Here is a 24,836-nt window from a genome sequence, read left to right as displayed (position 1 = left end):
CGTGTTCTGCAACCTCTGAAACAGGAGTAAAGCACCATGATCAACCTGATTGTCTGGCTGTTCGTTGGCGGTCTGATCGGCTGGGTAGCCAGCCTGATGATGCGCACCGATGCCCAACAGGGCATGTTCCTCAACGTGATCGTCGGCATCGTCGGCGCCGCGTTGGCGGGCTGGTTCATCTCGCCACTGGTGGGCATCCCCTCCATCAACGCCAATTCATTCAGCATCGGTTCCCTGCTGGTCTCGCTCGTAGGCGCCGTGGTCCTGCTGGCCATCGTCAACCTCGTGCGTCGGGGCAGCGTACGCTAAGGCGGCCTGCGGCAACCCTTACCGAGCTCCCTGCGGCCGCCCCGGTGCCGTGTATAAGCTGGCATCGGGGCGTGCCACGTCCTACCGTCGGCAGCCGCCGACACTCCAAGCGTTCTAAAGCACAGGAGAGTTATTCATGGCCTCGACTTCCAGCCCCTTCCCGACCTCCGGCAGCACCGGCACCACGGGCGGCTCCACCCTCGGCGGCAGCGGCATGAGCAGCGGCACGGGCGACAGCTCCAGCGGCCTGTCGTCCTCGTCCTCCGGGCTGTCGTCCTCCTCGTCGGGGATGTCGTCTTCCGGGATGTCCTCCGGCACCTCGGGCATGTCGTCTTCTGCGGGCATGTCTTCCGGAACGTCAGGCATGTCGTCTTCCGGCATGTCGTCCACGGGCGGCGGGCTCTCGGGCAGCGGCAACAGCGCCATGGCGCAGGGCACCCAGGGCAGCGGCGCCTCGATGGACCGCATGGTGCAGAGCGCGCACGAGGCGGTGGACCGCCTGGCCGAGAAGGCGGCTCCGGCCCTGGAGCGGCTGCGCAGCACCATGGGCAGCGCTACCGAGAAGCTGCCCATGAGCAAGGATGAACTCAGCGCCATGCAGGAAGAGTGGGTGACGAGCCTGCGCGATACCGTGCGCGAGCATCCGATCGCGTCGCTGGCCGTGGCCGCGGCCGCGGGTGTGCTGCTCAGCCGCATGCTGTCCTCGCGCTGATGGACGACCTGCAGCCTCAGCCCGCATCCCAGGCCACCACCGCCCAGGCCACGGCCGCGCCCGACGCGGTCCCGCCCGGCCTGGACGGGGTGAATCCTTCCGACTCGCTGCTGACCAACGTCAAGCAGTTGCTGCGTGAGCTCCCCGGCCTGGTGAGCGACCGCGTGCACCTGCTGGCGCTGGAGCTCAAGCGCTCGGGCCTGGCATTGGCGCAGATGGTCGGTCTGGTGATAGCCGCGGGCGTGCTGCTGTGCACGGCGTGGCTGGCGCTGTGGGTCGGTATCGGCATCGCCCTGGTCCAGGCCGGCCTGGCCTGGGGCTGGGCGCTGCTGCTGATCCTGCTGCTCAACCTGGGCGCGGCCTGGCTGGCGGTCAAGCGGGCCTTGACACTGGCGCGCTACCTGGCCTTGCCGGCCACGCTGCGGCGGCTGACGCTGCGCTCGCCCGAGCCGTCCCCGCGCCGTGGCGCGGGGACCGACCTTTCCACCCCTTCCGCAGGAGCCCCCGATGAGCGCCCAGCTTCAGTCGCCGGCACGCCCTGAAGTACCGGGCGGCATCGCGCCCGCCAGCCTCGACAGCCAGATCCTGGCGGCCGAGATGGCCATCCTGGCGCGGGAACAGCGGCTGCGCCAGCACGCCAGCCGCATCGGCCAGCAGGTCCACGACAAGCTGCCCACGCTGGGGGCCGGCGCGGCCAGCATGGTCGGCGGCGTGGTGCTGCGCCGTCTCTTCCGCCACAAGCGTGGCGTGGCCGACACCAGCGCCGTGAGCACGGGCTCCAGCTGGCTGGCGCAGCTGCCCTGGGCCCAGCTCAGCGCGTTCCTCTGGCCGCTGCTGCCGCTGACGGTGCGCAACCGCGTCAATCCCAAGCTGGTGGCCACGCTGATGGCCACCGCCGTGCCGCTGGCCGTGGCGCATTTCCGCGTCGCGCGGCAGGCGCCGGTGGCGACCGCGCCGCTGCTGGACCTGCGCCGCTACGCCGGGCGCTGGTTCGAGATCGCGCGGCTGCCGCTCACCACCGAGCGCGAGTGCGACAGCGACGTCACCGCCACCTACACGCTGCTCGGCCGCGACCGGCTGCGCATCGTCAACAGCTGCTACACCCGCGACGGCGTGCTCGAAGAGGTGCGCGGCGTGGCCCGCCCCACCGGCTCCGACGGTGCGAAGCTGGAGGTCTGCTTCATGCCCAAGGCGCTGCGCTGGCTGCCCGGCTCCTGGGCGCCGTACTGGGTGCTGCATGTCGATCCCGACTACGGCGCCGCCGTGGTCGGCACGCCCGACCGCAAGCACCTGTGGCTGCTGTCGCGATCGCCCTTCATGGACGACTCGCAATTGCAGCGTCTTCTGCTGCACGCCCGTGCCCAGGGCTTCGACACCACGCAGCTGATGCGCACGCCCCAGGGCGTGCACCGCTCCTGAAGCGGTCCCACCCCGGCGGTGGATTGGCACGCGCTGTTCCGCCATGACCAGCTCCCGGCTGTCGTCATGGCGGGACACCGCGATGGGTACGCCCCTGCTCCCGGGCTTCGCCTTCATCCCCGCTCGTAAAAGCCTTCGAGGCGCCGCCTACACGCTCACGGCCAGGACTACAGGAAACTTCGGAACTTTGATTTTTGTTCGCCCTGAAGGATCGAAGGGTGAACGGCCCCTGCTGCGCGGCAGGCCGCAGCGCCCGTTCGTACTTCGATACCTCAGCACGAACGGACTTCCCGTGTTCAAGGACTGAGTGGGATGCGGCTCAGCCGCCCCGGTGCGGGCTGTTGCCGGAGTCGTCGTTGCTGTTGGTGCGGCCCGCGCTCTTGCCGGGTTGGTCATGGCCGCTGGAGTGGGGCTGCAGCGTCTGGTGCGAGCCGCTGGCCGCCGGGTTCTGCGGACCGTTGCTGCCTTGCTGCAGCGTCCCGCCCGCGCTCTGCTGCTGCTGAGCCTTCTGGCTCTCGGCGTTCTGCTGCGCCGTGCGTACCGCTTCCTGCAGGTTCTGCTGCTGGGGCTGCTGCTGCTGCTGCTGTTGGGACTGCTGCGCCTGCTGGTCCTCGCCGGCCTGCTGCCGCCCGGGCTGCTGCTGTTGCGGCGGCTGCTGCTGGACCTGCGTGCTGGCGCTGTAGCCGGCGGAGCGGTCGCGTCCCTGGCCCTGATTCTGCGCCCGTGCCATGTCCGCGCCGCCCTGGTCGTCGCCGAACTGGCCGGCGCCGCGTGCGCTCTGGCTGTGCTGCGCGCTCTGGCCGCCGCCGGGGGTGACGCGCGCATGGCCCTGCTCGCTGCCCACCGAGCTGCTCACACGCTGCTCGTCGGAGCCCTGCGCGCCTTGCTGGCCTTGCTGGCCTTGCTGCTGCTGTTGCTGCCGGTTCGACCCGGCGTCGGAGGGGTTGTTGCCCATCTGCTTGCTCAGGTCCGGGTCCTGGTTGGGGTCCTGCTTGCGGCTCATGTCGGTCTCCTCTGAAAGGGCTGCGGCCACCGGGGGCCGTACGCCCTCCAGGTCGGCAACGCCTGTGCCCAGTGCGGCGCGGCATGGCGCTTGCCGATTTCGGGGCAACGACAAGGAGCACACCATGGCCACCAGTTCCATCCTCGGACCCGACCAGACCCCCGTGCCGGTTTCCGGCCGCGACACGGCGGCGCTGGGCCCCAGCGATACCACCGACTCCGGCAGCGACATCGCGGGCCTGGAGGACGATCTCAATCCCGGCGGCACGCTGGACTCCATCGCCGAGCCCGACAGCCTGCGGCCCATGAGCGGCCCCGAGGCCCTGTCGGCCGACAGCGATTCCCAGGGCACGGGCGAGCGCCGCAGCGCCGGCAGCGACGCCGGCAACGAGGCCGCCGACATCGCGCCCGACAGCATCCAGACCGTGGGCGACATCGACACGCTGGTGGACGGCGACTTCAACGGCGACGCCAGCGCCGGCATGTCGCCCGAGGAGGCCCGCGCCCGCGAGGACGCCGCCGCCGACATGGTCAATGCCTCCACCCTGGAGGACGACGATGACCTGGAGGAAGACCTCGACGAAGAGGAAGAGGCCGATGCCAACGTCGAGGACGACGAGGGCCTGGACGCCGACGACAGCGGCGACGTGCCCGACCTGGGCGACGCGGGTGAGGATGACGAGGAGGGCGACGAGCGCTGAACGCCGCCCGTCAGCCGGGGCGCTTCGTACCCTGCCTCGTCATGCCCGCGCAGGCGGGCATGACGACATTCCTTCTACGGCCTGCGCCGTCATCCGCCATCCGCACGCCAACGAAGCCGGGGCCTTCTTGGCGTCCTGCGGCCACTGCTCTCCACGGGCTACGGCTCCGCCAGCAATTTCCGCAGCGCCTCCGGGTCCACCGGCTTGACCAGGTGGGCATCGAAGCCCGCGCGCAGCGCCTGCTGCACGTCGCGGCCCTGCCCGTAGCCCGACAGCGCGATCAGCCTGCCGGCGTGGCCCCCGGCGCGGCTGCGCTTGGCCACCTCGTAGCCGGTGAGGCCGGGCAGCCCGATGTCGATCACCGCCACTTCCGGCCGCAGCCGCAGCAGCTCGGCCAGCCCGGCCACGCCGTCGGTGGCGGTGCTCACGGTGTGGCCGTCGAGCTCCAGCAGGCTGCGCAGCGCGCTCATGGCGTCGGCGTTGTCCTCCACCAGCAGCACGTGGCGCTGGCGCGCGGCCAGGCGCTGCTCGCGTGCGGGCTGCAGCGTCAGCGCCGGCGGCTCGATGGCCGGCAAGCGCACGCTGAAGGTGCTGCCCTCGCTGGAGCTGCGCACGCCCACCGTGCCGCCGTGCATTTCCACCAGGCGCCGCACCAGCGTCAGCCCGATGCCCAGGCCGCCGGCGCGCCGGTCCAGCGTGCGCTCGCCCTGCACGAACAGGTCGAACACGCGCGGCAGCAGCGCGGGCGGAATGCCCAGGCCCTGGTCGCGCACCTCCAGCAGCACCTGCCCGTCCTCGCGTGAGAGGCGCAGCTCGATGCGCCGCCCCTCGGGCGTGTACTTGAGGGCGTTGGTCAGCAGGTTGTTGACCACCTGCTCGATGCGCGTGGCGTCGGCGTCCACCCACACCTCGTGCAGGGCGAGCTGCACGTCATGCTGCTGGGTCTGGCCGGTGAGCTGCAGCGTGCCCACCAGGCGCTGCACCAGCGCCGAGAGCTCCAGCGGCTGGCGCGACAGCACCACCTTGCCGGAGATGACGCGCGCCACGTCGAGCAGGTCCTCCATCAGCCGCGCGAGGTGGCGGGTCTGGCGGCCGATGATGTTGCGCGCGTTGGCGGCCAGCGCCTCGTTGGCACCGCCGCGGTTGAGCACCTCCACCGCCGAGGAGATGGCGCTGAGCGGGTTGCGCAGCTCGTGGCCGAGCATGGCCAGGAACTCGTCCTTGGCGCGGCTGGCGGCCTCGGCCTCGCGCCGCGCCGCCTGTTCGCGCTCCACCAGCGCCGCGCGCTCCTGCTCGGCGGCCTTCTGCTCGGTCATGTCCACGGTGATGCCGATGGCCTGCAGCGGGCGGCCGTCCTCGGCATAGCTCATGAGCACGCGGCTGGAGAGCCAGCGCGTGTGCCCGTCGCGCGGCGCGACGCGGAACTCCAGCGTCAGCCGCTCGGCACGCTGGCGCAGCAGCCGCGCGAGCGCCTGGCGCACGCCGGGTCGGTCCTCGGGATGGATGCGCTCGATCCACTCGGCCAGCGGCCCTTCCACGCGCTTGCTGCGCAGCCCGAAGAGCTTGGCGTGGCCGGAGGTCCAGGAGGCGGTGTCGGTGCCGACGTGGTAGTGGAAGAAGCCCACGTGGCCCGCTTCCTGCGCCAAGTCCACCAGGTGCTGGCTCTCGCGCAGGCGTCGGTCGGCATGGGTGAGCCGGGCTTCGGCCAGCTTGCGCTCGCTGATGTCCACCAGGGCGCCGATGGCCCCGCGCGGGCGCCCGGCCGCGTCCAGCAGCGGCGCGGCATGGGCAATGACGTGGCGCGGCGGTCGGTCCGGGAACTGCAGCTCCAGCTCCAGCCCGCGCACGGCCTGGCCGCTGGCGGCGGCGCGGTGCAGCGGCTGCTCGGCCGGCTCCAGCAGGCGGCCGCGGTGCAGCACGCGCACCTGGCCGGCGGCGTTGGCCGGGCCGGCCAGCGTGTCCATGGCGGCGTTGTGCAGCACGGAGCGGCACTGCGGGTCATGCGCCACCATCAGCCCCACCGGGATGCTGTGGAACAGGGTTTCGAACTCGTCGGCCTTGCTCTGCAGCCGGGTGCGCGCCACGGCCTCCTGCGCCTCGGCCGCGACCAGGGCGTCGCGCAGCACGGTGATCTCGTTGACCACGATGGCCCCCAGCGGCTGGCGCGGCCCGGCGGTGGCGAGCTGGCGCAGCGGCTGCGTGACGCGGCGCGCCACCCACAGCGCCAGTGCCACGCCCAGCATCAGGCAGGCGGTGGCCGTGGCCAGCGTGGCCAGCACGGCGCGGCGCGCGCGCGCCTCCAGCGGCTCGGCCTCCACGCCCACGCCCACGCCCCAGCCGTAGCCCGCGTTCTGCCAGGCGACGAAGGTGCTGCCGCCGCCCAGCCGCTCGCCGCGCTTCACGCCCGCGGCGCTGCCGTCCACCCAGCGCACGGCCTCGGGCGGCAGCGACTGGCCGACGGCGGCGGCCGGGCCGTTCTCGGCGGCGCGCGCGATGAGCCGGCGCTGGCGGTCGTACAGGCTCAGGAAGCCCTCGCTGGGCTGGCCCGCGCCCTCCAGCAGCCGCTGCCACATGCCGGCATCCAGCCAGGCTCCGAGCGCATAGCGCACCTGGCCGTCGATGCGCACCGGCACGAGCACCGCGGTGCCGAAGCGATCGCCGGCGGGGCCGTCGAGCAGGTCGGACACCACCGGGCGGCCAGAGGCGTGCACCGCCTGGGCCAGAAGCTTCAAGCCGGGCGGCGGCGGGGCGCCGGGATGCACCGTGTCGAACAGGGGCTGGCCATCGGGGCGCAGCAGGAACACGCCGCCCCAGCCCGCGCGCACCGGCGGCTGGTCGGCGAAGGAGGCGGCAAAGGCCGGCACGTCGTCGCGCTGCAGCGCGTCGTCGCCGGCCAGGATGGACAGGGCCTCGACGTTGGCGGTGAGCTCGCGCTCGATGCCGCGCGCCAGGCTCTCGGCGCTGCGCTGCAGCTGCGCGTCGAGCTCGCGCTGCTTGGCCTTGATGTCCGAGAACACCTGCCACGACATCAGCAGCACGCTGGGCAGCGTACCCAGCAGGATCATGGCCACCAGGTAGGTGCGCAGCGAGGCCCGGGGCCATGCCGGCCACCAGCCGCTCCCGGAGGCGCGCATCAGCTTCATCACAGGCACGCTGCCGGGCAAGCATGGTGCCCGTGCGGCGCGAAAGACAGGACAGGGTGCGTCATCGTTGCTCGCGGTGGAGGGAAGGGCGCCGCGGCGTGGGCGCCAAGGCGGAAGCGGTACGGGCGGTCCGGGGCAGTCTAGCGGCGCAGGGGCCGCTGACGTTGACAGCGCAACCCTGGCCGGCGTGCCGGGTTCCGCGCCGTGGCGGCCGGCTCATGCCGCCCGACCCGGAGCGGCGACACCGGGTGCCCACACAGCGCGATCGGTGCCGCAAGGCGCGTCGTCGCGGTCGGTACCGCACTGGACCGAACCCGCCCCGGCCCTCCACGGGAGTACCCGCCAAGGCCTGGGTCTGGTCGTCCTGGCGCTTCGAGGGCAAGCAAGGTGCCAGGTTGCAGGGCCAGGAAGAGTCCTTGTCAAGGCCCTTTCGCACTCACACCGCGCCAACCCCGCAAGCGGGGAATAGGGGCACGGCGATTGCCTTGGAAAACGACACCGCTGCAATGGGATTGGCCTCATGAGTTCTCCGCCGCTGCGCATCGCCTTGATCAGCGAACACGCCTCGCCGCTCGCCACGCTCGGCGGGGTCGACTCGGGCGGTCAAAACACCTACGTCGCGCATGTGGCGCGCAGTCTGGCCAAGCGCGGCCACCATGTGGACGTGCTGACGCGGCGCGACGATGCGTCGCTGCCCGCGGCGGTGGACCTGCGCCCGGGCGTGCGCGTGCTGCACATCCCGGCCGGCCCCGCGCATTTCGTGCCCAAGGAGCAGTTGCTTGCGCACATGCCGGCCTTCACGCGCGCGGCGCGGCAGCTGCTGGCGCACAGCGTGCCCTACGACGTGGTGCACGCCAACTTCTTCATGTCCGGGCTGGTGGGGCTGCGGCTGAAGGCCAGCTTCGGGCTGCCGCTGGTCATGACCTTCCACGCGCTGGGCCTGGTGCGGCGCGAGCACCAGGGCAGCGCCGATGCCTTCCCGCCCATGCGCACCGCCATCGAGGAGCGCATCGTGCGCCTGGCCGACCGCGTGGTGGCCGAGTGCCCGCAGGACCGCCTCGACCTGCTGCGGCTGTACGGCGCCGACGAGCGCCGCATCGTCACCGTGCCCTGCGGCGTGGATCTGGAGGAGTTCTCGCCGGTGGACAAGGCGCGCGCGCGGCGCCGCCTGGGCCTGGCGCCGGACGATTTCGTGGTGCTGCAGCTCGGTCGCCTGGTGCCGCGCAAGGGCGTGGACAACGTGGTGCGCGCCGTGGCGCAGCTGCAGCACGTCCCCAAGCTCAAGCTGCTGATCGTCGGTGGCGACGCGGCCGAGCCCGACGAGCGGCTCACGCCCGAGATCGGCCGCCTGCGCGCGCTGGCGCACGATCTCGGCGTGGCGGACCGGGTGGTGTTCACCGGCCAGCGCCGGCGCGAGCAGCTGCCCGAGTGCTACGGCGCGGCCGACGTGTTCGTGACCACGCCCTGGTACGAGCCCTTCGGCATCACGCCGCTGGAGGCCATGGCCTGCGGGGTGCCGGTGATCGGCTCGGACGTGGGCGGCATCAAGTATTCGGTGGACGACGGCGTCACCGGCTTCCTGGTGCCGCCGCGCGACCCGGCGGCGCTGGCGCAGCGCATTGCGCATCTGCACGACAACCCGGTGCTGGCGCATGCGCTGGGCCGTGCCGGCATCCGCCGCGTGCGGGCCATGTTCACCTGGGACCGCGTGGCCGACGAACTGCTGGGCGTGTACCAGGGCGTGCGCCGCCCGCGCGAGGCGGCGGCCGTGCCCGCTGCCGAGCTGAAGTCGCAGCCGGGAGCCATGGCATGAGGCCTGACGGCGCCGCGGCCCCGCGCCCGGCGGTGTTCCTGGACAAGGACGGCACGCTCATCGAGGACGTGCCCTACAGCGCCGACCCCGCGCGGCTGCGCTTCACGCCGCGCGCACTGGCGGCGCTGCAGCGGCTGCGCGACGCGGGCTACGCGCTGGTCGTCATCAGCAACCAGCCGGGGCTGGCGCTGGGGTACTTCAGCGCGGCCGAGTTCGGGACGCTGCGCCGGGCCCTGCAGGAGCGGCTGCTGCGCGAGGCCGGCGTGCGGCTCGACGGTTTCTATTTCTGCCCGCATGCGCCCGAGGCCGGCTGCGCGTGCCGCAAGCCCGCGCCGGGGCTGCTGCTGCGGGCCGCGGCCGAGCTGCGGCTGGACCTGGCGCGCTCCTGGATGGTGGGCGACATCCTCAACGACGTGGAGGCCGGGCAGCGCGCGGGCTGCCGCGGCCTGCTGCTGGACGTGGGCCACGAGACGCTGTGGCAGTTCACCCCGCTGCGCCGGCCGCGGCACCGCGCCAAGGACCTGCACGACGCGGCCCGATTCATTCTGGAGAACGACGACATGAGCTTTGCGACGCAAGCACACACCGGCGCCGCTGCAGGCACGGGCCGGATGAGCGGGGTGGCGGCATGAGCGCGCCCTGCGAACGCCAGCGCCGCTGGCAGTCCGTGAAGCGGGTGCTGGCCGTGCGGCTGGACAACCTGGGCGACCTGCTCATGACCACGCCCGCGCTGGTGGCGCTGCGCGCCTCGCTGCCGCAGGCGCACATCACGCTGCTGGCCTCGCGCGCCGGCGCGGCGCTGGCCTCGCATGTGCCGGTCGTGGACGAGGTGCTGGCCTTCGACGCGCCCTGGGTCAAGCGGCCCGATGCCGCGCTTGAGCGCGCGCTGGAGCCGGGACAGGCCGAGGAGCGGCTGATCGAGGCGCTGAAATCGCGCCGCTTCGACGCCGCGGTGATCTTCACCGTCTGCACCCAGAGCGCGCTGCCCGCGGCGCTGCTGTGCCTGCAGGCGGGCATCCCGCTGCGCCTGGCCTACAGCCGCGAGAACCCCTACGAGCTGCTCACCGACTGGGTGCCCGACACCGAGGTGCCCTCCGACGGCATGCGCCACGAGGCGCAGCGCCAGCTCGACCTGGTGCACCACGTCGGGCTGCAGGCCGATGCGCAGCGCCTGATGTTCCGCTTCAAGGTCGAAGAGGCGCTGACCATGCGCCACAAGTTCGAGTGCGCCGGCGGCGACCTGACGCGGCCCTACATCGTGGTGCATCCCGGCGCCACCGCCGCCTCGCGCCGCTGGCCGGCCGAGCGCTTCGGCCAGGCGGCGCAGGCGCTGGTGGACGCCACCGGCTGCCAGGCCGTGTTCAGCGGCGGCCCGGACGAGCTGCCGCTGGTGGAGCAGGCCATGGCCGCCATGCGCAGCCCGGCGATCTCGCTGGCCGGGCAGCTGTCGCTGGGCGAACTGGCCTCGCTGATCGCCGGGGCGCAGGTCACGCTGTGCAACAACAGCGCGCCGGCGCACCTGGCCGCGGCGCTGGACGCGCCGGTGGTGGTGCTCTACGCCCTGACCAATCCGCAGCACACGCCCTGGCAGGCGCGCGCGCGTGTGCTCAACCATCCCGTGCCCTGCCGCCACTGCCTCAAGAGCGTGTGCCCCGAGCGTCATCACGACTGCCTGGAGCGCGTGCCGCCGCAGGAGGTGGCCCAGGCCGCGCTGGAGCTCATGGGGACCCTGCCGGGCGTGCCGCTGCACCCCGCCAGCCCCTGCATTCCCCACCCCGTCACGGCACTCGGATGATCACACTCGGCATCAACGCAGCCTTCCACGACTCTTCCGCCGCCCTCGTGCACGACGGCCGGCTGGTCGCTGCCGCGGAGGAGGAGCGCTTCACGCGCATCAAGCATGGCAAGCGGCCCCTGCCGTTCACGGCCTGGGAGCTGCCCTACCACGCCATCGACTACTGCCTGGCCGAGGCCGGGCTGACGCTGGCGCAGGTGGACCACGTGGCCTACAGCTACGACCCGCAGCGCTTCATCCGCGGCCGGCTCTCGGGCGACACCATCACCTTGCCGCTGCAACCGTCGGCGCAACCCGCGCCGGGCTGGGACAACCCCTGGGACCCGCTGTTCGCCGCCTACGTCAGCAACGCCCCGCGCCAGCTCGCCGACGGCGCGCCGCACCACCTGAAAAAGCGCTTCAAGGGCTGCCGCTTCGACGGGCCCTGGCAGTGGCACTACATCGACCACCACCTCTGCCACCAGGCCAGCGCCTTCCTGGCCGCGCCCTTCGAGCGCTGCGCGGTGATGACGCTGGACGGCCGCGGCGAGGACGCCACCACCGCCTACGGCCTGTGGGCCGAGGGCGTGTACCGGCCGCTGGGCGAGGTGGACATGCCGCACTCGCTGGGCCTGCTCTACGAGCGCGTCACCAGCCACCTCGGTTTCCTGCACAGCAGCGATGAGTACAAGGTGATGGCGCTGGCCGCGCTGGGCCAGCCGCGCTTTGCCGAGGCCCTGCAGCGCCAGGTGCGCGTGCATCCGGACGGGCGCTACGAGATCGACCGCATCGACCTGGCCGCGCTGGTGCCGCCGCGCGAGCGCGGCGCGGCGCTGGAGCAGGTGCACCTGGACCTGGCCGCCTCGCTGCAGCAGGTGCTGGAGCGCTCGGCGCTGCAGCTCGCGGCCTGGCTGCGCGAGGCCAGCGGCGAGCCGCTGCTGGCCATGGCCGGGGGCGTGGCGCTGAACTGCGTGATGAACGCGCGGCTGCGCGACGCGGGCCTGTTCGACCAGGTCTGGGTGCAGCCCGCCGCGGGCGACGCCGGCACCGCGCTGGGCGCGGCGCTGTGGGTGGACGCGCGCGAGCGCGCCGGCGCCGTGGCCGTGCTGGCGGCGACCACGGCCACCGCCGCGACGCAGACCTCGACGCCGTCAGCCACCGGCCGCGAGGTGGCGCTGGAAAGCCGCGCCGCGCCCAATGCCGTGCCCACGGTGCTGGCGCGCTCGGACTGGTCCATGACGCATGCCTACTGGGGCCCGGGCTACGGCGACGACGAGATCGAGCAGCTGCTCAAGTGGGCCAAGCTCAGCTACCGCCGCGTGGACGACGTGGCCGCCGAAGCGGCGCAGCTGCTGGCGCAGGACCTGGTGATCGGCTGGTTCCAGGGCCGCATGGAGTTCGGGCCGCGCGCGCTGGGGGCGCGCTCGATCCTGGCCTCGCCGCTGCATGCCGAGATGCAGGCCCGCATCAACGAACTCAAGGACCGCGAAGACTTCCGCCCCGTGGCCCCGGCGGTGCCCGAGGAGGACCTGGCCGCCTGGTTCACGCCCGCGCAGGCCAACGGCGGCCAAGCGCGCTTCATGCTCTTCATCTACGACGTGATCCGGGAGCAGGCGCCGCGCATTCCCGCCGCCTGCCACGCCGATCTCACGGCGCGGGTGCAGACGGTCACGGCCGAGGCCAGCCCGCGCTACCACGCGCTTTTGAAAGCCTTCGGGGCGCTGACAGGCGTGCCGGTGCTGATCAACACCTCCTTCAACGTGCGCGGCGAGCCCATCGTCTGCACGCCCAAGGACGCCATCGATGCCTTCTTCAGCACGCCGCTGGACGCGCTGGTGATCGGCAATTTCATTTTGCACAAGGGTTGAAGCCGGTGGCCCGCCCATCGGCTTGCCCAGAACGCCACTGAAAGGAGCCGCTGCCCATGAGTGTCGAGATCGCCGTCGTCATTCCCACCTACAAGCGCCCCGACCTGCTGCGGCGCTGCCTGGAGGCGCTGCTGGAGCAGAGCCTGGACGCGGCGCTGTTCGAGGTGCTGGTGGTGGATGACGGCCGCAGCGACGACACCCGCGCCGTGGTCGAGGAGCTGGCCGCGCGCCCGGGCGCGCCGGTGCTGCGCTACCTGCAGCCGCAGGGCACGCGCGGGCCGGCGGCGGCGCGCAACCGCGGCTGGCGCGCCACGCTGGCGCCGCTGATCGCCTTCACCGACGACGACACCGTGCCCGACCGGCGCTGGCTGGAGGAGGGCCGCCGCGCCCTGGGCCGCAAGCTCGTCGCCGCCGCCGGGCGCGTCGTGGTGCCCGTGCTGGGCCGGCCCACCGACCACGCGCGCATGACGCAGGGGCTGGAGACGGCCGAGTTCGTCACCGCCAACGCCTTCGTGCGCCGTGCGGCGCTGGAGAAGATCGGCGGCTTCGACGAACGCTTCAAGCGCGCCTGGCGCGAGGACTCCGACCTGCAGTTCTCGCTGCTGGAGCATTGCGGCGAGGTGGGCCGGGCCAACGCGGCCATCGTCGTGCACCCGGTGCGCGAGGCGCGCTGGGGCATCTCGCTGTGGCAGCAGGAGAACGTCAGCTTCGACGCGCTGCTGTTCAAGAAGCACCCGCAGCTGTTCAAGACCCGCATCCGCAGCCAGCCGCCCTGGCGCTACGTGCTGATCGTGCTCAGCACGCTGGCGGCGTTGGGCTTCTCGCTGGCGGGGCAGGGCGCGGCGGCGCTGGTGGCGGTGCTGCTGGCGCTGGGCGGCATCCTGAGCTTTGCCTTCAAGCGCCTGCGCGGCGCGTCGCTGGCGCCCGCGCACGTGGCCGAGATGCTGGTGACCTCCTTCGCGATTCCCTACCTTGCGGTGTACTGGCGCTTCGTCGGCGCCTGGCGCTTCCGCGTGCTCTTCATCTGACTGCCGTAGTAGAGGGCTCCCATGCCGACCCCCATGCCCGCGTCCCCCCGGGACCGCCTCCCGCACGGGCGCATGCCCGTGTCCCTGCCCGCCGAGGGCCCGCTGCGCCGCATCGGCGTGTTCCGGGCGCTGATGCTGGGCGACCTGCTGTGCGCCGTGCCGGCGCTGCGCGCGCTGCGCGCGGCGCACCCGCAGGCCGAGATCACCTTCATCGGGCTGCCCTGGGCGCGCGAGCTGATGCTGCGCATGCCGATGGTGGACCGCTTCATCGACTTCCCCGGCTTTCCCGGGCTGCCCGAGGCCGCCGTGGACCAGGGCAGCGTGCCCGAGTTCCTGCACATGATGCAGCGCGAGCAGTTCGACCTGCTGCTGCAGATGCACGGCAGCGGGCGCATCGTCAACCCGCTCATCGCCGCCTGCGGCGCGCGGCGCTCGGCCGGCTTCTACGAGCCCGGCGCCTTCTGCCCGCAGCCCGAGCTCTACACCGTGTGGCCCAACGAGGGCCACGAGGTGCAGCGGCTGCTGCGGCTGCTGGACCACTTGGGCGTGGCGCGCCAGGGCGAGGAGCTGGAGTTTCCGCTGCGCTCGCAGGACTTCGCGGAGCTGCAGGCGGTGTGGCCCGAGGCCGGCAGCGACAGCCCTTATGTGGTCGTGCATGCCGGGGCGCGGCTGCCGAGCCGGCGCTGGCCGGTGCAGCGCTTCGCCGCGGTGGCGGACCGCCTCGCGCGCCAGGGCTGCACCGTGGTGCTCACCGGCAGCGCCGGCGAGGCGCCGCTGGTGGCCGAGCTGCAGGCACAGATGAAGCAGCCCAGCGTCAACCTGGCCGGCCGCACCACGCTGTGGACGCTGGGCGCGCTGGTGGCGCGCGCGCGGCTGCTGCTGTGCAACGACACGGGCATCTCGCATGTGGGCGCGGCGCTGGCCACGCCCAGCGTGGTGGTGGCCAGCGGCTCGGAGGTGTCGCGCTGGCGCCCGCTGGGCCGGGGCTCGCACCAGGTCCTGTGGCAGGCCATGGACTGCCGCCCCTGCCACAACGTGCAGTGCCCCACCGGTCATGCCTGCGCCCTGGCCATCGGCGTGGCCGAGGTGGCTGCCGCCTGTGAAGGACGCCTGGCCGCCAGCCTGGAGCAGCCGCGGCCGGTGCCGCGGGTGTTCAGCTGACTCATTCCCCGTTCGCCCTGAGCCTTCGACAAGGCTCTCCCAAGCTTGTCGAAGGGCTCGACCCGGACGGGATTCCATGGTGCCCATGAGGAGATGGCGTGACGCCGACCCAGAAGACCTCCAGCGCTTCCCGCCGCCTGCGCGTGCTCACCTGGCATGTGCATGGCAACTACATGTACTACCTGAGCCAGGCGCCGCACGACTTCTTCCTGCTCACGCTGCCCGGCCACCCGCCGGGGCATGCCGGCAAGGTCGGCACGCTGCCCTGGGGCGACAACGTGCACGAGGCGCCGGCGCAGCAGCTGGCGCGCATGGAATTCGATTGCGTGCTCTACCAGTCGCGCGCGGCCTTCGAGGAGGACCGGTTGCAGCTGCTCACGCCGGCGCAGCGCGCGCTGCCGGCGCTGTACCTGGAGCATGACCCCCCGCAGCAGCACCCCACCAACACCCGGCACTGGGCCAGCGAGGTGGACGGCGTGCACCTCGTCCACTGCACGCCCTTCAACGCGCTGATGTGGGACAGCGGCGCCGCGCCGGTGAGCGTCATCGACCACGGCATCAAGCTGCCCGAGGGCGTGCGCTACGCGGGCGACCGCGCCGAGGGCATCGTGGTGGTGAACAACCTGCGCAAGCGCGGCCGGCGCCTGGGGCTGGACGTGTTCGAGCAGGTGCGATCGAAAGTGCCGCTGGCGCTGGTGGGCATGGACTCCACGTCGGTCGGCGGCCTGGGCGAGGTGCCCAACCTGGAGCTGGCGGGCGTGATGGCGCGCTACCGCTTCTTCTTCAACCCGATCCGCTACACCAGCCTGGGCCTGTCGGTGCTGGAGGCCATGGGCATCGGCATGCCGGTGGTGGCGCTGGCCACCACCGAGCTGCCCAGCGTCATCGCCAACGGCGTCAACGGCTGCATCGACACGCGCCTCGACCGCCTGGTGGAGGTGATGCACGAGCTGCTGCGCGACCCGGCGCTGGCGCGGCGCTGGGGCGACGCGGCGCAGCGCACGGTGCGCGAGCGCTTCGGCATCGAGCGCTTCGCCGCCGACTGGGACCGCGTGCTCACGCAGGTCGTCAATGAGAAGCAGGGAGTGAGCGCATGAGAAGCCTGTATGGACACCGCGTGCTCGTGACCGGCGGCGCCGGCTTCATCGGCTCGCACCTGTGCGAGCGGCTGCTGGCGCAGGGCTGCGAGGTGCTGTGCGTGGACAACTTCTACACCGGCGCCCGCGAGCACATCGCGCACCTCATCGGCGACCCGCGCTTCGAGCTGCTGCGCCACGACGTGACCTTTCCGCTCTACGTCGAGGTCGATGCCATCTACAACCTGGCCTGCCCGGCCTCGCCGGTGCACTACCAGTTCGACCCGGTGCAGACCACCAAGACCAGCGTGCACGGTGCCATCAACATGCTGGGCCTGGCCAAGCGGCTGAAGGTCAAGATTCTGCAGGCCTCCACCAGCGAGGTCTATGGCGACCCGAAGGTGCATCCGCAACAGGAGGACTACTGGGGCCACGTCAACCCGATCGGCCCGCGCAGCTGCTACGACGAGGGCAAGCGCTGCGCGGAGACGCTGTTCATGGACTACCACCGTCAGCACAAGCTGCCCATCAAGATCGCGCGCATCTTCAACACCTACGGCCCGCGCATGCACCCGGCCGACGGGCGCGTGGTGTCGAACTTCATCGTGCAGGCGCTCAAGGGCGAGCCCATCACCATCTTCGGCGACGGCCAGCAGACGCGCGCCTTTTGCTTTGTCGAAGACACGGTGGACGCGCTGCTGCGGCTGATGGCCAGCTCGCCGGACTTCACCGGCCCGGTGAACGTGGGCAACCCGCAGGAGCTGAGCATGCTCGACATCGCGCAGCTGGTGCTGGACCTGACCGGCTCGCGCTCCAAGCTGGAGTTCCGCCCACTGCCGGCCGACGATCCGTGCCGGCGCCGCCCCGACATCTCGCTGGCCCAGCGCATGCTGCAGTGGGAGCCCAAGGTCGAGCTGCGCGACGGGCTGCTGCGCACCATCGCGTACTTCGAGGAGCTGTTGAAGGCACCCGCGGCCAAGTGCGGGTGAGCTGAGAGTTCAGGGTTCCGGCGCTTCGGGAAGGCGTCGGCTTCATGGGCCCGGGTCTCGCTGACCCGGGCTCTTCTTCCTCACCCCAATCCGAGCCCTTCTTCCACCAGCGCACACAAGCTGTGCCCGATGAAGATGTGCGCCTCCTGGATGCGCGCGGTGGACTGGCCCGGGACGATCACCGGCACGTCGCACAGCGCGGCCAGCGGGCCGCCGTCGCGGCCCAGCAGCCCCACGGTGCGGATGCCCAGCGCCCGCGCGGCGCCGAAGGCGCGCAGCAGGTTGGCGGACTTGCCCGAGGTGGAGATGCCCACCAGGCAGTCGCCGGCGCGGCCCAGGGCGCGCACCTGGCGCTCGAACACCTGGTCGAAGTCGTAGTCGTTGGCGATGCAGGTCAGCGCCGAGGTGTCGGTGGTCAGCGCCATCGCCGCCAGCGCGCGGCGCTCGCGCACGAAGCGGCCGGTGAGCTCGGCCGCCAGGTGCTGGCTGTCGGCGGCCGAGCCGCCGTTGCCGCAAAACATGAGCTTTTGACCGCTCTCCAGCGCCTGCGTCATCACGGCGGCGGCCTGCGCCACGGCGCCTTCGAGCGCCTGCATCCGGCTGAACAAGGACCGATGCTCGCGCAACGCCCGCAGGTACAGCCCGCTCGGCGCCGATGCCGGCTCGACGCCATCCAGCCACGTCACCGCCGCGCCCTGCGGCTGCGGCACCTTGATCAGCACGCCCATGTCCGGCTCCTTTATTCGTTGGCGGCGCGCGCCGCATCCAGCCCGAGTTCCTCGCGGCTGACGCTGGCCGTGCCGAATTTGCCCACCACGATGCCCGCGGCCTTGTTGGCCCAGCGCACGGCTTCCTCCGGCGCCAAGCCACGGCTGAGCGTGTGCGCCAGCGTGGCCAGCACCGTGTCGCCCGCGCCGCTGACGTCGTAGACCTCGCGCACCTGCGCCGGCATGCGCAGGCAGGCCTTCCCGCGCGAGCACAGCGCCATGCCGTGCTCGCCCAGCGTGACCAGCAGATGCTCCAGCTCCAGCTTGCTGCGCAGCTCGTGGGCCTTGTGCAGCAGCTCCTCTTCGTCACTCCACGCGCCCATGACGGCGCGCAGCTCGGCGGCGTTGGGTTTCACAAGCCAGGCGCCGCGGTAGCGTTCGTAGTCCTGGCCCTTGGGGTCCACCAGCACGCGGCAGCCGTGGCGCTGCGCGGCGGCCAGCACTTCGGTGCTGTGCGCCAGGGCACCCTTGGCGTAATCGGACAGCAGCACCCACTCGACCTGCGGCAGCAGCGCCAGCACCCGGTCGGTGAGGGCGCGCACGCAGTGCGCGGGCGGGCGCTGCTCGAAGTCGATGCGCAGCAGCTGCTGGCGCCGGCACACGGAGCGGATCTTGTGCGTGGTCTGCAGGGCGGCATCGCGCACCGGATCGAACTCGATGCCCGCTTGCGCCATCAGCGTGGACAGCTGCGCCCCGGCCTCGTCCTCGCCCACCAGCGACAGCAGCCGCACCGGGCTGCCCAGCGCCACCAGGTTGAGCGCGACGTTGGCGGCGCCGCCGGCGCGCTGCGTCTCGCGCTGCACCTGCAGCACCGGCACCGGCGCCTCGGGCGAGATGCGCTCCACCGCGCCCTCCCAGTAGCGGTCCAGCATGCAGTCGCCGACGACCAGGATGGGCTTCATTGCAGCACCGCCTTCGCGCAGTCCAGCAGGCTGGGATAGACGCCGTCGGCCTCTGCCGCTCCCGCCGTGCCCGGCGCCGCGATCAGGAAGCAGCGCCCCACGCCCGCGGCGCGCCCGGCGCGCAGGTCGCTGTCGCGGTCCCCGGCCAGCAGCGAGGCGCGCAGGTCCAGCCCCAGCTCGACCGCGGCGCGCAGGATCATGCCGGGCCCCGGCTTGCGGCAGTCGCAGTCGCGCCGCCACTGCGCCAGCGCCGCCTCGGGGTGGTGCGGGCAGTGGTAGAGGCCGGCCAGTGCCACGCCTTCGGCCCGCAGCAGCGCACACAGGTGCGCGCTCAACCGGGCGTGGTCCTCCTCGGTGTAGTAGCCGCGCGCGATGCCGGACTGGTTCGTCACCACCACCAGCGCGTGCTCGCGCGCGAGCAGCCGCAGCGCCTCGATCACGCCCGGCAGCAGCCGGAAATCCTTGATGCGATGGACGTAGCCCAGGTCCTCGTTGAGGACGCCGTCGCGGTCCAGGAAGGCGGCGGGGCGCAGCCCGCCGGCGCGCCGGGGCGGCGCCCCGCTCATGGCGCGGCCCTCATGCGCTGCACCAGCCCGGTGGTGGAGCGGCCCGACAGGTAGGGCAGCGCCAGCGCACGCCCGCCCCAGCGCGCCATCAGCGCGGCCTCGGGCAGGCGCTGCACGTCGTAGTCGCCGCCCTTGACGTAGATCTCCGGCTGCAGCGCCTCCAGCAGCGCCAGCGGGGTGGATTCCTCGAACAGCACCACCAGCGACACGCTCTCCAGTGCCGCCAGCACGCAGGCCCGGTCCAGTTCCGGGTTGAGCGGGCGCTCGGGCCCCTTGTGCAGCGTGCGCACCGAGGCGTCGCTGTTGAGGCCGACGATCAGCGAGGCCCCCAGCGCGCGCGCCTGCTGCAGGCACTCCACGTGGCCACGGTGAAGCAGATCGAACACGCCGTTGGTGAAGACGCGCGGACGCGGCAGCGCCGCGGCACGGGCCACGGCCTGTGCTCGCGTGCACACCTTGGATGACAGCGCAACATCCCTTGCCACCCCGGAAATTTCCCGGGTGGAAACTGAAGAGGCTGCGACAGTGGCAGCCTCTTGGATGGGAGTGGCAGGGACGGCGGCGCTTGGATGGTAGGGAGGAGGACGGCTCTGCACTTCAAGCGTTTTCAACGGCGACGCCCGGCTTTGGCAAGGCGTGTGCCTTGACCGCGCGTTCGCTGGAACTCCGAGCGCTGGTGCGCTGATGTCCGCCGTGCGGCTGCTCCAGGAAGCGCAGCAGCCGCCATTCGTCGGCGCTCAGCCCGCCATGAGGACGCACGCTGCTGCCCAGGCGCCGGCACAGCGTGGTGGCGGCTTCCTCGTCCTCGGACAGCGCCAGCACGGCCGGATGCACGTAAGCCTTGCGGCAGACCGCCGCGGTGTTGCCCAGGCGCTGCGCCACCTCGGCGATGACCGGCGCGAGCTTCGGAGCGCCCTCGCTCTCGCGGCAGGCCAGGCGCAGCAGCTCCAGCGCATGCACGCTGCCGTGCCAGGTGCGGAAGTCCTTGGCCGTGAAGCGCTCGCCGGCGGCCTCTTCCAGGTAGTCGTTGACCTCGGAAGAACCGACGGCATGCGTCTCGCCATCCTCGCCCACGTAGTGGAACAGCTCCTGGCCGGGCAGCTGCTGGCAGCGCCGCACCACGCGCGCCACCTGGGGGTCGTCCAGCGCCACCTCGTGCATCACGCCATGCTTGCCGCGAAAGCGCAGCTTGAGCTTGCTGCCGCTGAGGCCGGCATGGCGGCGGCGCAGCGTGGTCAGGCCGTAGGAGCGGTTGCCGCGCGCGTACTCGTCGTTGCCCACGCGCATGACGGTGGTGTCGAGCAGGCGCACCAGCGTGGCCAGCACCAGCGTGCGCGAGGGGCCGGCGCGGGTGCTGGCCTTGAGGTCCTGGGCCACGCGCTCGCGGATGCGCGGCAGCGCCTGGCCGAACTCGCGCAGGCGCTCGAACTTGTGGTCCTCGCGGTGGGCGCGGAAGTCGGGGTGGTAGCGGTACTGCTTGCGCCCGCGCGCGTCGCGCCCGGTGGCCTGCAGGTGGCCGTTGGGCTTCGGGCAGATCCAGACCTCGGTGTAGGCCGGCGGGATGGCGAGCTTGCGAATCTGCTGCAGCCGCGCCTCGTCAGTCAGCTCGTGGCCCTGCGGGTCGATGTAGACGAATGCGTCGCCGCGGCGCTCGCGCCTGAGCCCCGGCATGGTGTCGTTGACCCACACCAGCCCCGCAGGCAGCAGCTCCGGGCTCTCCTGCGGCAGGGCGGACATGAGGGGACTCCTTCAGCGGCTGTCGGTGCTCTGGGCTCCAGGCAGCTTGCGGGCCTGCGCCAGGTGCTCGCGCAGCACCGGCAGCTGCTGCTCGATCCAGCCCTTGAGCTCCGGGTCCTGGGTGTCGCGCAAGGCCTTCTCGTAGCGCTCGATGGTGCTGTGGTGGTCCTGCACGCCCACCGTGTTGACGAAGGCGGTGTCGAAGCTGGTGCTGCGCTCCAGCCGCTCGATCACGCGCTGCCGGTCGGAAGGCATCTGCCGGGGCAGGTCGATGCGGTGGCGCTGGGCCAGCTGCTGCAGCTGCTCATGCGACTTCGCATGGTCGCGCTGCATCTGCTCGGCGTAGCTGCGCACGGCGGCGTTCCTGGCGCGCTGCGCGCCCAGTTGCGCCGCCGCCATCTCGTAGAGGTCGAGCCCGGCGGTGCTCTGCACGAAGGTGCGCTCGCGGCTGTTGAGCGCCGTGTCCGAGCCGGCCGCGTCGCCGGCCTTGGACTGCGCATCGCCGCCCGGGGTACCGCGCGTCTGCGTGCCGGGCGAGGCCGCGCGCTGGTTGGCCATGTCGTCGGCCCCGGCGGCCATGGAGGCCGCGCTGGCCGCCGGTACCGGGACGCCGGGCGTCGCGGCCGTCCCGGCGGAGACGCCGGTGTCGCGCCCGGCCTCGCCGGCGGTGGAGCTGTGGGAGTCGGTGGGCGTGGGCCCGCCGACGCCGCGGCCCTCGCCGCCACCGACACGGCTGCCGGTGCTGCTGCCGGCCGTAGGCTCGCCGCCGGCGGACAGGGCCGGGCCGGAGGCCTCGGGTAGCGAGCCCGAGGGCGTGCCGGGCGTGGTGGTCGATCCCGCGCCGCCGGTGCCGGTGGCGGTGCCGGCGCTGCCGGTGACCATGCCCGTGGCCTGCTCACGCTCGCCGGTGGCCGGGCGGTTGTCCTCGGTGACCTTGGGTGACTTGGGATCGCAGCCCGCCACCAGGGCCAGGCCCAGCAGTGCGGCCAGCGGCAGCGTGCGGATGCTGACGTTCATGGCTCGATGGGTGAGTGAGGGGACACGGGGATCGGGAGTTCGCGGCCCGCATGGACGCCCATCGAGCCGCGACGGAACGGCCGCCGCACGCGCGGTGGCCGGAGGGTCATGGCACGCGGCCAGGGCGTGCCAGGGGCCTGCGGCTCAGGAAACGGCGCGCAGGCGGTTGCGCAGCTCGCGCACCTGGTCATGGTTGCGCTTGACGCCCTGGTACTGGCGGTCCACCACGGCCTGGATCTGCGGCGGCAGCGGCTTGGCCAGCGCGTTGCGGTAGCTGGTCAGCGCCGTGTCCTCGCCGCGCTCGCACTCTTCCAGGATCGCCTTGTCGTCGTAGCTGGAAAGCGTGGCCTTCACGGCGACCCAGCCGCGGTGCATGGCGCCCAGCGCGCTGCCGCCGGTGTCGGCTTCGCCGCCGAGCTGCACCACCAGGGACTGCAGCTCGGAAGCGCCGCGCTGGCAGTCATTGGCGCGGTCCAGCAGCAGCGTCTTGAGCTCGGGGTTCTTGGCATGCTCGGAGCTGGTGCGGAAGCCGTATTCGCCGTCCTTGCAGGTTTCGATCAGGTCGTTGAGGGTGTCGATGACTTCGTCGTTGCTCATGAAAGGGCTCCTCTTGGGATCGGTGCGGGTGGCCGCTTCAGGCAGTTGGCGTGCCCGCGCCGCCTCAAAAGCCCATTGCTGCAATGCGGCATGGCGATTGCATCGGGGGCGCGCATGAGAGCCCCGCACGCGCCCGTTTCCGCCCGCGACGCCGACGATGACGCGGCCTGCCACCTGGTCGACACGACCATGTTCTGGAGCCTCACCGGCGGCGGGGTCCAGCGCTACCTCAAGACCAAGCACGGCTGGCTGGCGCGGACTCCGGGCTGGCGCCACACCATCTTTGCCCCCGGCGCGCGGGGCTGGGGCTTCGAGGATGCCGGCGGCATTCCGCTGCCCGGCTCGGGCGGCTACCGCCTGCCCTGGGACCGGCACGCCGCGGCGCGCCGCATCGAGGGCCTGGGGCCGGACCTGATCGAGGCCGGCGACCCGCTGCGCCTGGGCTGGGCCAGTCTGGATGCCGGCCAGCGCCTGGGGGTGCCGGTGCTGGCCTTCTGCCACAGCAACGTCATGGAGATGGCTGCGCGCCTGGTGGGCGGGCCGGCCTGGTGCCGCGCCGCCGTGCGCCGCACCGTGGGCGCCTACGTGGCCCGCATGTACCGCGATTTCGACCTGGTGCTGGCGCCCAGCCGCTCCATGGTCGAGCAGCTGCGCGCGCTGGGGCTGGACAACGTGGAGCAGCAGGCCCTGGGCGTGGACAGCAAGCTCTTCCATCCCTCGCGGCGCGATCCGGCGGTGCGCACCGAGCTGGGCGTGTCGCCCGAGACGCGGCTGCTGCTGTTCGCGGGCCGTTTCGCCCCCGAGAAGAACCTGCCGCTGCTGGCCGAGGCCGTGCGCCGCCTGGGCAAGCCCTACCTGCTGCTGGCCGTGGGCGACGGGCCGCTGCCGCCGCATGGCCCGCGCGTGCGCTGCCTGCCCTACGAGCCGCGCCCGGCGCAGCTGGCGCGGCTGATGGCCAGCGCCGATGCCTTCGTGCATGCCGGCGACCAGGAGAGCTTCGGACTGGCGCCGCTGGAGGCCATGGCTTGCGGCACGCCCGTCGTCGTGCGCCAGGCCGCGGGCCTGGCCGAGCTGGCCGAGGGCGGCGCCGGGCTGGCCGTGGACAGCGACAAGCCCTCTGAATGGACGGAAGCGATTGCGGCATTGTTTGCCGTGGATCAGGAGCCTTGGCGCCGCGCCGGACGCGCCTGTGCCGAGCGCCACGACTGGGGGCAGGTGCTCACGCAACTGGCCAACCGCTACCGCCGGCTCATCCACGGCAGCCGCCTCACCGGCGAGGAGGCCACGCTGCCGGCGCTGCACTGGTGCGGCATCCCGACCTCGCGCCGGGACGGCTTCTGAGCGCCACCGCCATCGGCCGGCTCGCTCTCATGCCACGCCCGAGCCGTCGCCATTGCGTCTCCCCCCTCGGCCCGCCATGTCCCTGGCCCTGGACCCGCCCGGTTTCCTGAGCATGGCGCCGGCGGTGCTGCCGCTGGACGCGCTGGCGCCGCGCGGCGCGCTGGCGCTGGTGGTGCACGACGTGGCCCCGGCCACCTGGGAGCGCTGCGCGGCGCTGCTGGAGGCCGCGCGCACCCTGGCGCCGCTGCCCGCCACGCTGCTGGTGGTGCCGCGCTGGCACGGCGAGCCGTCCACGCGCGGCTTCGAAAGCGCCATGGACGAGGCGCTGGCGCAAGGGCACGAGCTGGCACTGCATGGCTGGAGCCATCTCGACCCGCTGCCCGCGCCGGGCCCGCTGCAGACGCTGCGCCGGCGCTTCTACACCGCCGGCGAGGGCGAGTTCGCGGCGCTGGCGCGGGCCGACGCGGCGCGCCGGCTGGCACTGGGCCGGCGCTGGTTCGCGCGCCGCGGCTGGCCGCTGCACGGCTTCGTGCCTCCGGCCTGGCTGCTGGGCCGCGGCAGCGCGCAGGCGCTGGCCGAGGCCGGCTTCGAGTACAGCTGCACCTGGGACCGCTTCATCGGCCTGCACGGCCAGCCGCCGCTGCGGGCCTGGAGCCTGGTGTTCAGCACGCGCGCGGCGTGGCGGCGCGGCGTGTCGCGGCTGTGGGTGCCGCTGCTGGCGCGGCGGCTGCGCCAGGCGCCGCTGCTGCGCCTTGAATTGCACCCGGACGACGTCGTGCACCCTGGCGTGCGCCGCTGCTGGCTCGAACTGCTGGCGCGGGCGCTGGAGCAGGGGCGCCAGCCGCTGCTGCTGCGCGAGGTGGCGCAGCGGCTGCCCCAGGCATGAAAAAGCCCGGCGCGGGGCCGGGCTGCTT

General features: G+C 72.6%; 25 protein-coding genes. 15 read left to right on the top strand and 10 right to left on the bottom strand.

Annotated elements, in window-relative coordinates; translation table 11 throughout:
- Positions 1–39: 39 nt before the first annotated feature.
- A complete protein-coding gene (locus tag HHL10_RS00980) occupies positions 40–309 on the top strand; it encodes a GlsB/YeaQ/YmgE family stress response membrane protein (RefSeq protein WP_157267836.1) in 270 nt (89 codons plus the stop codon).
- Positions 310–423: 114 nt separating this feature from the next.
- Here HHL10_RS00980 and HHL10_RS00975 read toward each other — a convergent pair whose 3' ends face one another.
- Positions 424–675 carry a hypothetical protein gene (locus HHL10_RS00975; RefSeq protein WP_169158469.1) on the bottom strand — a complete coding sequence of 84 codons (252 nt, stop codon included), beginning with the start codon at positions 673–675 and terminating at the stop codon, positions 424–426.
- On the opposite strand from HHL10_RS00975, the gene HHL10_RS00970 reads away from it, so the two are divergent.
- Genes HHL10_RS00970 through HHL10_RS30145 form a run of 3 tightly spaced genes read left to right on the top strand, consistent with a single transcriptional unit; the run spans position 674 to position 2,440 of the window.
- Positions 674–1,021 (top strand): hypothetical protein, encoded by a 348-nt coding sequence (locus HHL10_RS00970; RefSeq protein ID WP_169158468.1) that lies wholly within the window; start codon positions 674–676, stop codon positions 1,019–1,021. The two genes, HHL10_RS00975 and HHL10_RS00970, sit on opposite strands and share 2 nt — an antisense overlap.
- Positions 1,021–1,563, top strand: a complete 543-nt coding sequence (locus tag HHL10_RS00965) for a phage holin family protein (RefSeq protein ID WP_169158467.1) — start codon at positions 1,021–1,023, stop codon at positions 1,561–1,563. Before HHL10_RS00970 ends, HHL10_RS00965 begins: the two co-directional genes overlap by 1 nt.
- Entirely contained in the window at positions 1,529–2,440 is a 912-nt protein-coding gene (locus HHL10_RS30145; RefSeq protein ID WP_205832856.1) for a lipocalin family protein, read from the top strand. Before HHL10_RS00965 ends, HHL10_RS30145 begins: the two co-directional genes overlap by 35 nt.
- 319 nt (positions 2,441–2,759) lie before the next feature.
- Here HHL10_RS30145 and HHL10_RS00955 read toward each other — a convergent pair whose 3' ends face one another.
- A complete protein-coding gene (locus HHL10_RS00955) occupies positions 2,760–3,443 on the bottom strand; it encodes a hypothetical protein (protein WP_169158466.1) in 684 nt (227 codons plus the stop codon).
- 124 nt (positions 3,444–3,567) lie between these two features.
- Between HHL10_RS00955 and HHL10_RS00950 the strand changes: the two genes are divergently transcribed.
- On the top strand, positions 3,568–4,143 hold the full coding sequence (locus HHL10_RS00950; protein WP_169158465.1) for a hypothetical protein: 576 nt from the start codon (positions 3,568–3,570) through the stop codon (positions 4,141–4,143).
- Between the two features lie 158 nt (positions 4,144–4,301).
- Here HHL10_RS00950 and HHL10_RS00945 read toward each other — a convergent pair whose 3' ends face one another.
- Positions 4,302–7,286, bottom strand: coding sequence for a hybrid sensor histidine kinase/response regulator (locus tag HHL10_RS00945; protein WP_169158464.1), 2,985 nt, complete (start codon positions 7,284–7,286; stop codon positions 4,302–4,304).
- A 520-nt stretch (positions 7,287–7,806) separates the two neighbouring features.
- Here HHL10_RS00945 and HHL10_RS00940 point away from each other — a divergent pair.
- From HHL10_RS00940 to HHL10_RS00905, 8 genes are all read left to right on the top strand, one after another.
- Positions 7,807–9,099, top strand: coding sequence for a glycosyltransferase family 4 protein (locus HHL10_RS00940; RefSeq protein WP_375138926.1), 1,293 nt, complete (start codon positions 7,807–7,809; stop codon positions 9,097–9,099).
- Entirely contained in the window at positions 9,096–9,731 is a 636-nt protein-coding gene (locus HHL10_RS00935) for a D-glycero-alpha-D-manno-heptose-1,7-bisphosphate 7-phosphatase (protein ID WP_169158463.1), read from the top strand. The genes HHL10_RS00940 and HHL10_RS00935 overlap by 4 nt, the downstream gene beginning before the upstream one ends.
- Positions 9,728–10,894, top strand: coding sequence for a glycosyltransferase family 9 protein (locus HHL10_RS00930; protein ID WP_169158462.1), 1,167 nt, complete (start codon positions 9,728–9,730; stop codon positions 10,892–10,894). The genes HHL10_RS00935 and HHL10_RS00930 overlap by 4 nt, the downstream gene beginning before the upstream one ends.
- Complete coding sequence (locus HHL10_RS00925) at positions 10,891–12,741, top strand: carbamoyltransferase family protein (RefSeq protein WP_169158461.1); 1,851 nt, start codon at positions 10,891–10,893, stop codon at positions 12,739–12,741. The genes HHL10_RS00930 and HHL10_RS00925 overlap by 4 nt, the downstream gene beginning before the upstream one ends.
- A 56-nt stretch (positions 12,742–12,797) precedes the next feature.
- Positions 12,798–13,769 carry a glycosyltransferase family 2 protein gene (locus HHL10_RS00920; RefSeq protein WP_169158460.1) on the top strand — a complete coding sequence of 324 codons (972 nt, stop codon included), beginning with the start codon at positions 12,798–12,800 and terminating at the stop codon, positions 13,767–13,769.
- Positions 13,770–13,841: 72 nt separating this feature from the next.
- Entirely contained in the window at positions 13,842–14,930 is a 1,089-nt protein-coding gene (locus HHL10_RS00915) for a glycosyltransferase family 9 protein (protein ID WP_169158459.1), read from the top strand.
- A gap of 173 nt (positions 14,931–15,103) precedes the next feature.
- Entirely contained in the window at positions 15,104–16,027 is a 924-nt protein-coding gene (locus HHL10_RS00910) for a glycosyltransferase family 4 protein (protein ID WP_169158862.1), read from the top strand.
- Entirely contained in the window at positions 16,024–16,995 is a 972-nt protein-coding gene (locus tag HHL10_RS00905) for a UDP-glucuronic acid decarboxylase family protein (protein ID WP_205832855.1), read from the top strand. Before HHL10_RS00910 ends, HHL10_RS00905 begins: the two co-directional genes overlap by 4 nt.
- An 80-nt stretch (positions 16,996–17,075) precedes the next feature.
- Here HHL10_RS00905 and HHL10_RS00900 read toward each other — a convergent pair whose 3' ends face one another.
- The 7 genes from HHL10_RS00900 to HHL10_RS00870 form a co-directional block, all read right to left on the bottom strand.
- Positions 17,076–17,723 (bottom strand): D-sedoheptulose-7-phosphate isomerase, encoded by a 648-nt coding sequence (locus tag HHL10_RS00900; protein WP_169158458.1) that lies wholly within the window; start codon positions 17,721–17,723, stop codon positions 17,076–17,078.
- A gap of 11 nt (positions 17,724–17,734) precedes the next feature.
- Positions 17,735–18,664 carry a D-glycero-beta-D-manno-heptose-7-phosphate kinase gene (gene rfaE1, locus HHL10_RS00895; RefSeq protein WP_169158457.1) on the bottom strand — a complete coding sequence of 310 codons (930 nt, stop codon included), beginning with the start codon at positions 18,662–18,664 and terminating at the stop codon, positions 17,735–17,737.
- Complete coding sequence (locus HHL10_RS00890; protein WP_169158456.1) at positions 18,661–19,230, bottom strand: D-glycero-alpha-D-manno-heptose-1,7-bisphosphate 7-phosphatase; 570 nt, start codon at positions 19,228–19,230, stop codon at positions 18,661–18,663. The genes rfaE1 and HHL10_RS00890 overlap by 4 nt, the downstream gene beginning before the upstream one ends.
- Positions 19,227–19,664: an adenylyltransferase/cytidyltransferase family protein gene (locus HHL10_RS00885; RefSeq protein WP_310734500.1), complete on the bottom strand. Its 438-nt coding sequence runs from the start codon at positions 19,662–19,664 to the stop codon at positions 19,227–19,229. Before HHL10_RS00885 ends, HHL10_RS00890 begins: the two co-directional genes overlap by 4 nt.
- Before the next feature lie 163 nt (positions 19,665–19,827).
- Entirely contained in the window at positions 19,828–20,967 is a 1,140-nt protein-coding gene (locus tag HHL10_RS00880) for a DNA topoisomerase IB (protein WP_235970964.1), read from the bottom strand.
- 12 nt (positions 20,968–20,979) lie between these two features.
- Positions 20,980–21,984: a DUF4142 domain-containing protein gene (locus tag HHL10_RS30945; protein ID WP_169158454.1), complete on the bottom strand. Its 1,005-nt coding sequence runs from the start codon at positions 21,982–21,984 to the stop codon at positions 20,980–20,982.
- 144 nt (positions 21,985–22,128) lie between these two features.
- On the bottom strand, positions 22,129–22,581 hold the full coding sequence (locus HHL10_RS00870) for a ferritin-like domain-containing protein (protein WP_169158453.1): 453 nt from the start codon (positions 22,579–22,581) through the stop codon (positions 22,129–22,131).
- Positions 22,582–22,695: 114 nt separating this feature from the next.
- Between HHL10_RS00870 and HHL10_RS00865 the strand changes: the two genes are divergently transcribed.
- Together HHL10_RS00865 and HHL10_RS00860 are read left to right on the top strand one after the other, a co-directional pair.
- On the top strand, positions 22,696–23,922 hold the full coding sequence (locus HHL10_RS00865; protein ID WP_169158452.1) for a glycosyltransferase family 4 protein: 1,227 nt from the start codon (positions 22,696–22,698) through the stop codon (positions 23,920–23,922).
- A gap of 76 nt (positions 23,923–23,998) precedes the next feature.
- Positions 23,999–24,808 carry a DUF2334 domain-containing protein gene (locus HHL10_RS00860; protein ID WP_169158451.1) on the top strand — a complete coding sequence of 270 codons (810 nt, stop codon included), beginning with the start codon at positions 23,999–24,001 and terminating at the stop codon, positions 24,806–24,808.
- The last annotated feature ends 28 nt before the right edge of the window (positions 24,809–24,836 follow it).

The sequence above is a fragment of the Azohydromonas caseinilytica genome, assembly GCF_012927045.1.
Classification (GTDB): domain Bacteria; phylum Pseudomonadota; class Gammaproteobacteria; order Burkholderiales; family Burkholderiaceae_C; genus Azohydromonas; species Azohydromonas caseinilytica.
Note: the sequence above shows the minus strand (reverse complement) of the source record. Positions and strands in the feature narration are given on the sequence as shown.

Excerpts from the sequence above, each read along its gene's own strand:
- HHL10_RS00860 (WP_169158451.1), top strand. The coding sequence starts at position 23,999 with ATGTCCCTGGCCCTGGACCCGCCCGGTTTCCTGAGCATGGCGCCGGCG.
- HHL10_RS00880 (WP_235970964.1), bottom strand. The coding sequence starts at position 20,967 with ATGTCCGCCCTGCCGCAGGAGAGCCCGGAGCTGCTGCCTGCGGGGCTG.
- HHL10_RS00865 (WP_169158452.1), top strand. The coding sequence starts at position 22,696 with ATGAGAGCCCCGCACGCGCCCGTTTCCGCCCGCGACGCCGACGATGAC.
- HHL10_RS00970 (WP_169158468.1), top strand. The coding sequence starts at position 674 with ATGTCGTCTTCCGGCATGTCGTCCACGGGCGGCGGGCTCTCGGGCAGC.
- HHL10_RS00915 (WP_169158459.1), top strand. The coding sequence starts at position 13,842 with ATGCCCGTGTCCCTGCCCGCCGAGGGCCCGCTGCGCCGCATCGGCGTG.
- HHL10_RS00890 (WP_169158456.1), bottom strand. The coding sequence starts at position 19,230 with ATGAGCGGGGCGCCGCCCCGGCGCGCCGGCGGGCTGCGCCCCGCCGCC.
- HHL10_RS30945 (WP_169158454.1), bottom strand. The coding sequence starts at position 21,984 with ATGAACGTCAGCATCCGCACGCTGCCGCTGGCCGCACTGCTGGGCCTG.
- HHL10_RS00900 (WP_169158458.1), bottom strand. The coding sequence starts at position 17,723 with ATGGGCGTGCTGATCAAGGTGCCGCAGCCGCAGGGCGCGGCGGTGACG.
- HHL10_RS00940 (WP_375138926.1), top strand. The coding sequence starts at position 7,807 with ATGAGTTCTCCGCCGCTGCGCATCGCCTTGATCAGCGAACACGCCTCG.
- HHL10_RS00935 (WP_169158463.1), top strand. The coding sequence starts at position 9,096 with ATGAGGCCTGACGGCGCCGCGGCCCCGCGCCCGGCGGTGTTCCTGGAC.
- HHL10_RS00910 (WP_169158862.1), top strand. The coding sequence starts at position 15,104 with ATGTACTACCTGAGCCAGGCGCCGCACGACTTCTTCCTGCTCACGCTG.
- HHL10_RS00950 (WP_169158465.1), top strand. The coding sequence starts at position 3,568 with ATGGCCACCAGTTCCATCCTCGGACCCGACCAGACCCCCGTGCCGGTT.
- HHL10_RS00965 (WP_169158467.1), top strand. The coding sequence starts at position 1,021 with ATGGACGACCTGCAGCCTCAGCCCGCATCCCAGGCCACCACCGCCCAG.
- rfaE1 (WP_169158457.1), bottom strand. The coding sequence starts at position 18,664 with ATGAAGCCCATCCTGGTCGTCGGCGACTGCATGCTGGACCGCTACTGG.
- HHL10_RS30145 (WP_205832856.1), top strand. The coding sequence starts at position 1,529 with ATGAGCGCCCAGCTTCAGTCGCCGGCACGCCCTGAAGTACCGGGCGGC.
- HHL10_RS00925 (WP_169158461.1), top strand. The coding sequence starts at position 10,891 with ATGATCACACTCGGCATCAACGCAGCCTTCCACGACTCTTCCGCCGCC.
- HHL10_RS00905 (WP_205832855.1), top strand. The coding sequence starts at position 16,024 with ATGAGAAGCCTGTATGGACACCGCGTGCTCGTGACCGGCGGCGCCGGC.
- HHL10_RS00930 (WP_169158462.1), top strand. The coding sequence starts at position 9,728 with ATGAGCGCGCCCTGCGAACGCCAGCGCCGCTGGCAGTCCGTGAAGCGG.
- HHL10_RS00920 (WP_169158460.1), top strand. The coding sequence starts at position 12,798 with ATGAGTGTCGAGATCGCCGTCGTCATTCCCACCTACAAGCGCCCCGAC.
- HHL10_RS00870 (WP_169158453.1), bottom strand. The coding sequence starts at position 22,581 with ATGAGCAACGACGAAGTCATCGACACCCTCAACGACCTGATCGAAACC.
- HHL10_RS00975 (WP_169158469.1), bottom strand. The coding sequence starts at position 675 with ATGCCTGACGTTCCGGAAGACATGCCCGCAGAAGACGACATGCCCGAG.
- HHL10_RS00955 (WP_169158466.1), bottom strand. The coding sequence starts at position 3,443 with ATGAGCCGCAAGCAGGACCCCAACCAGGACCCGGACCTGAGCAAGCAG.
- HHL10_RS00945 (WP_169158464.1), bottom strand. The coding sequence starts at position 7,286 with ATGAAGCTGATGCGCGCCTCCGGGAGCGGCTGGTGGCCGGCATGGCCC.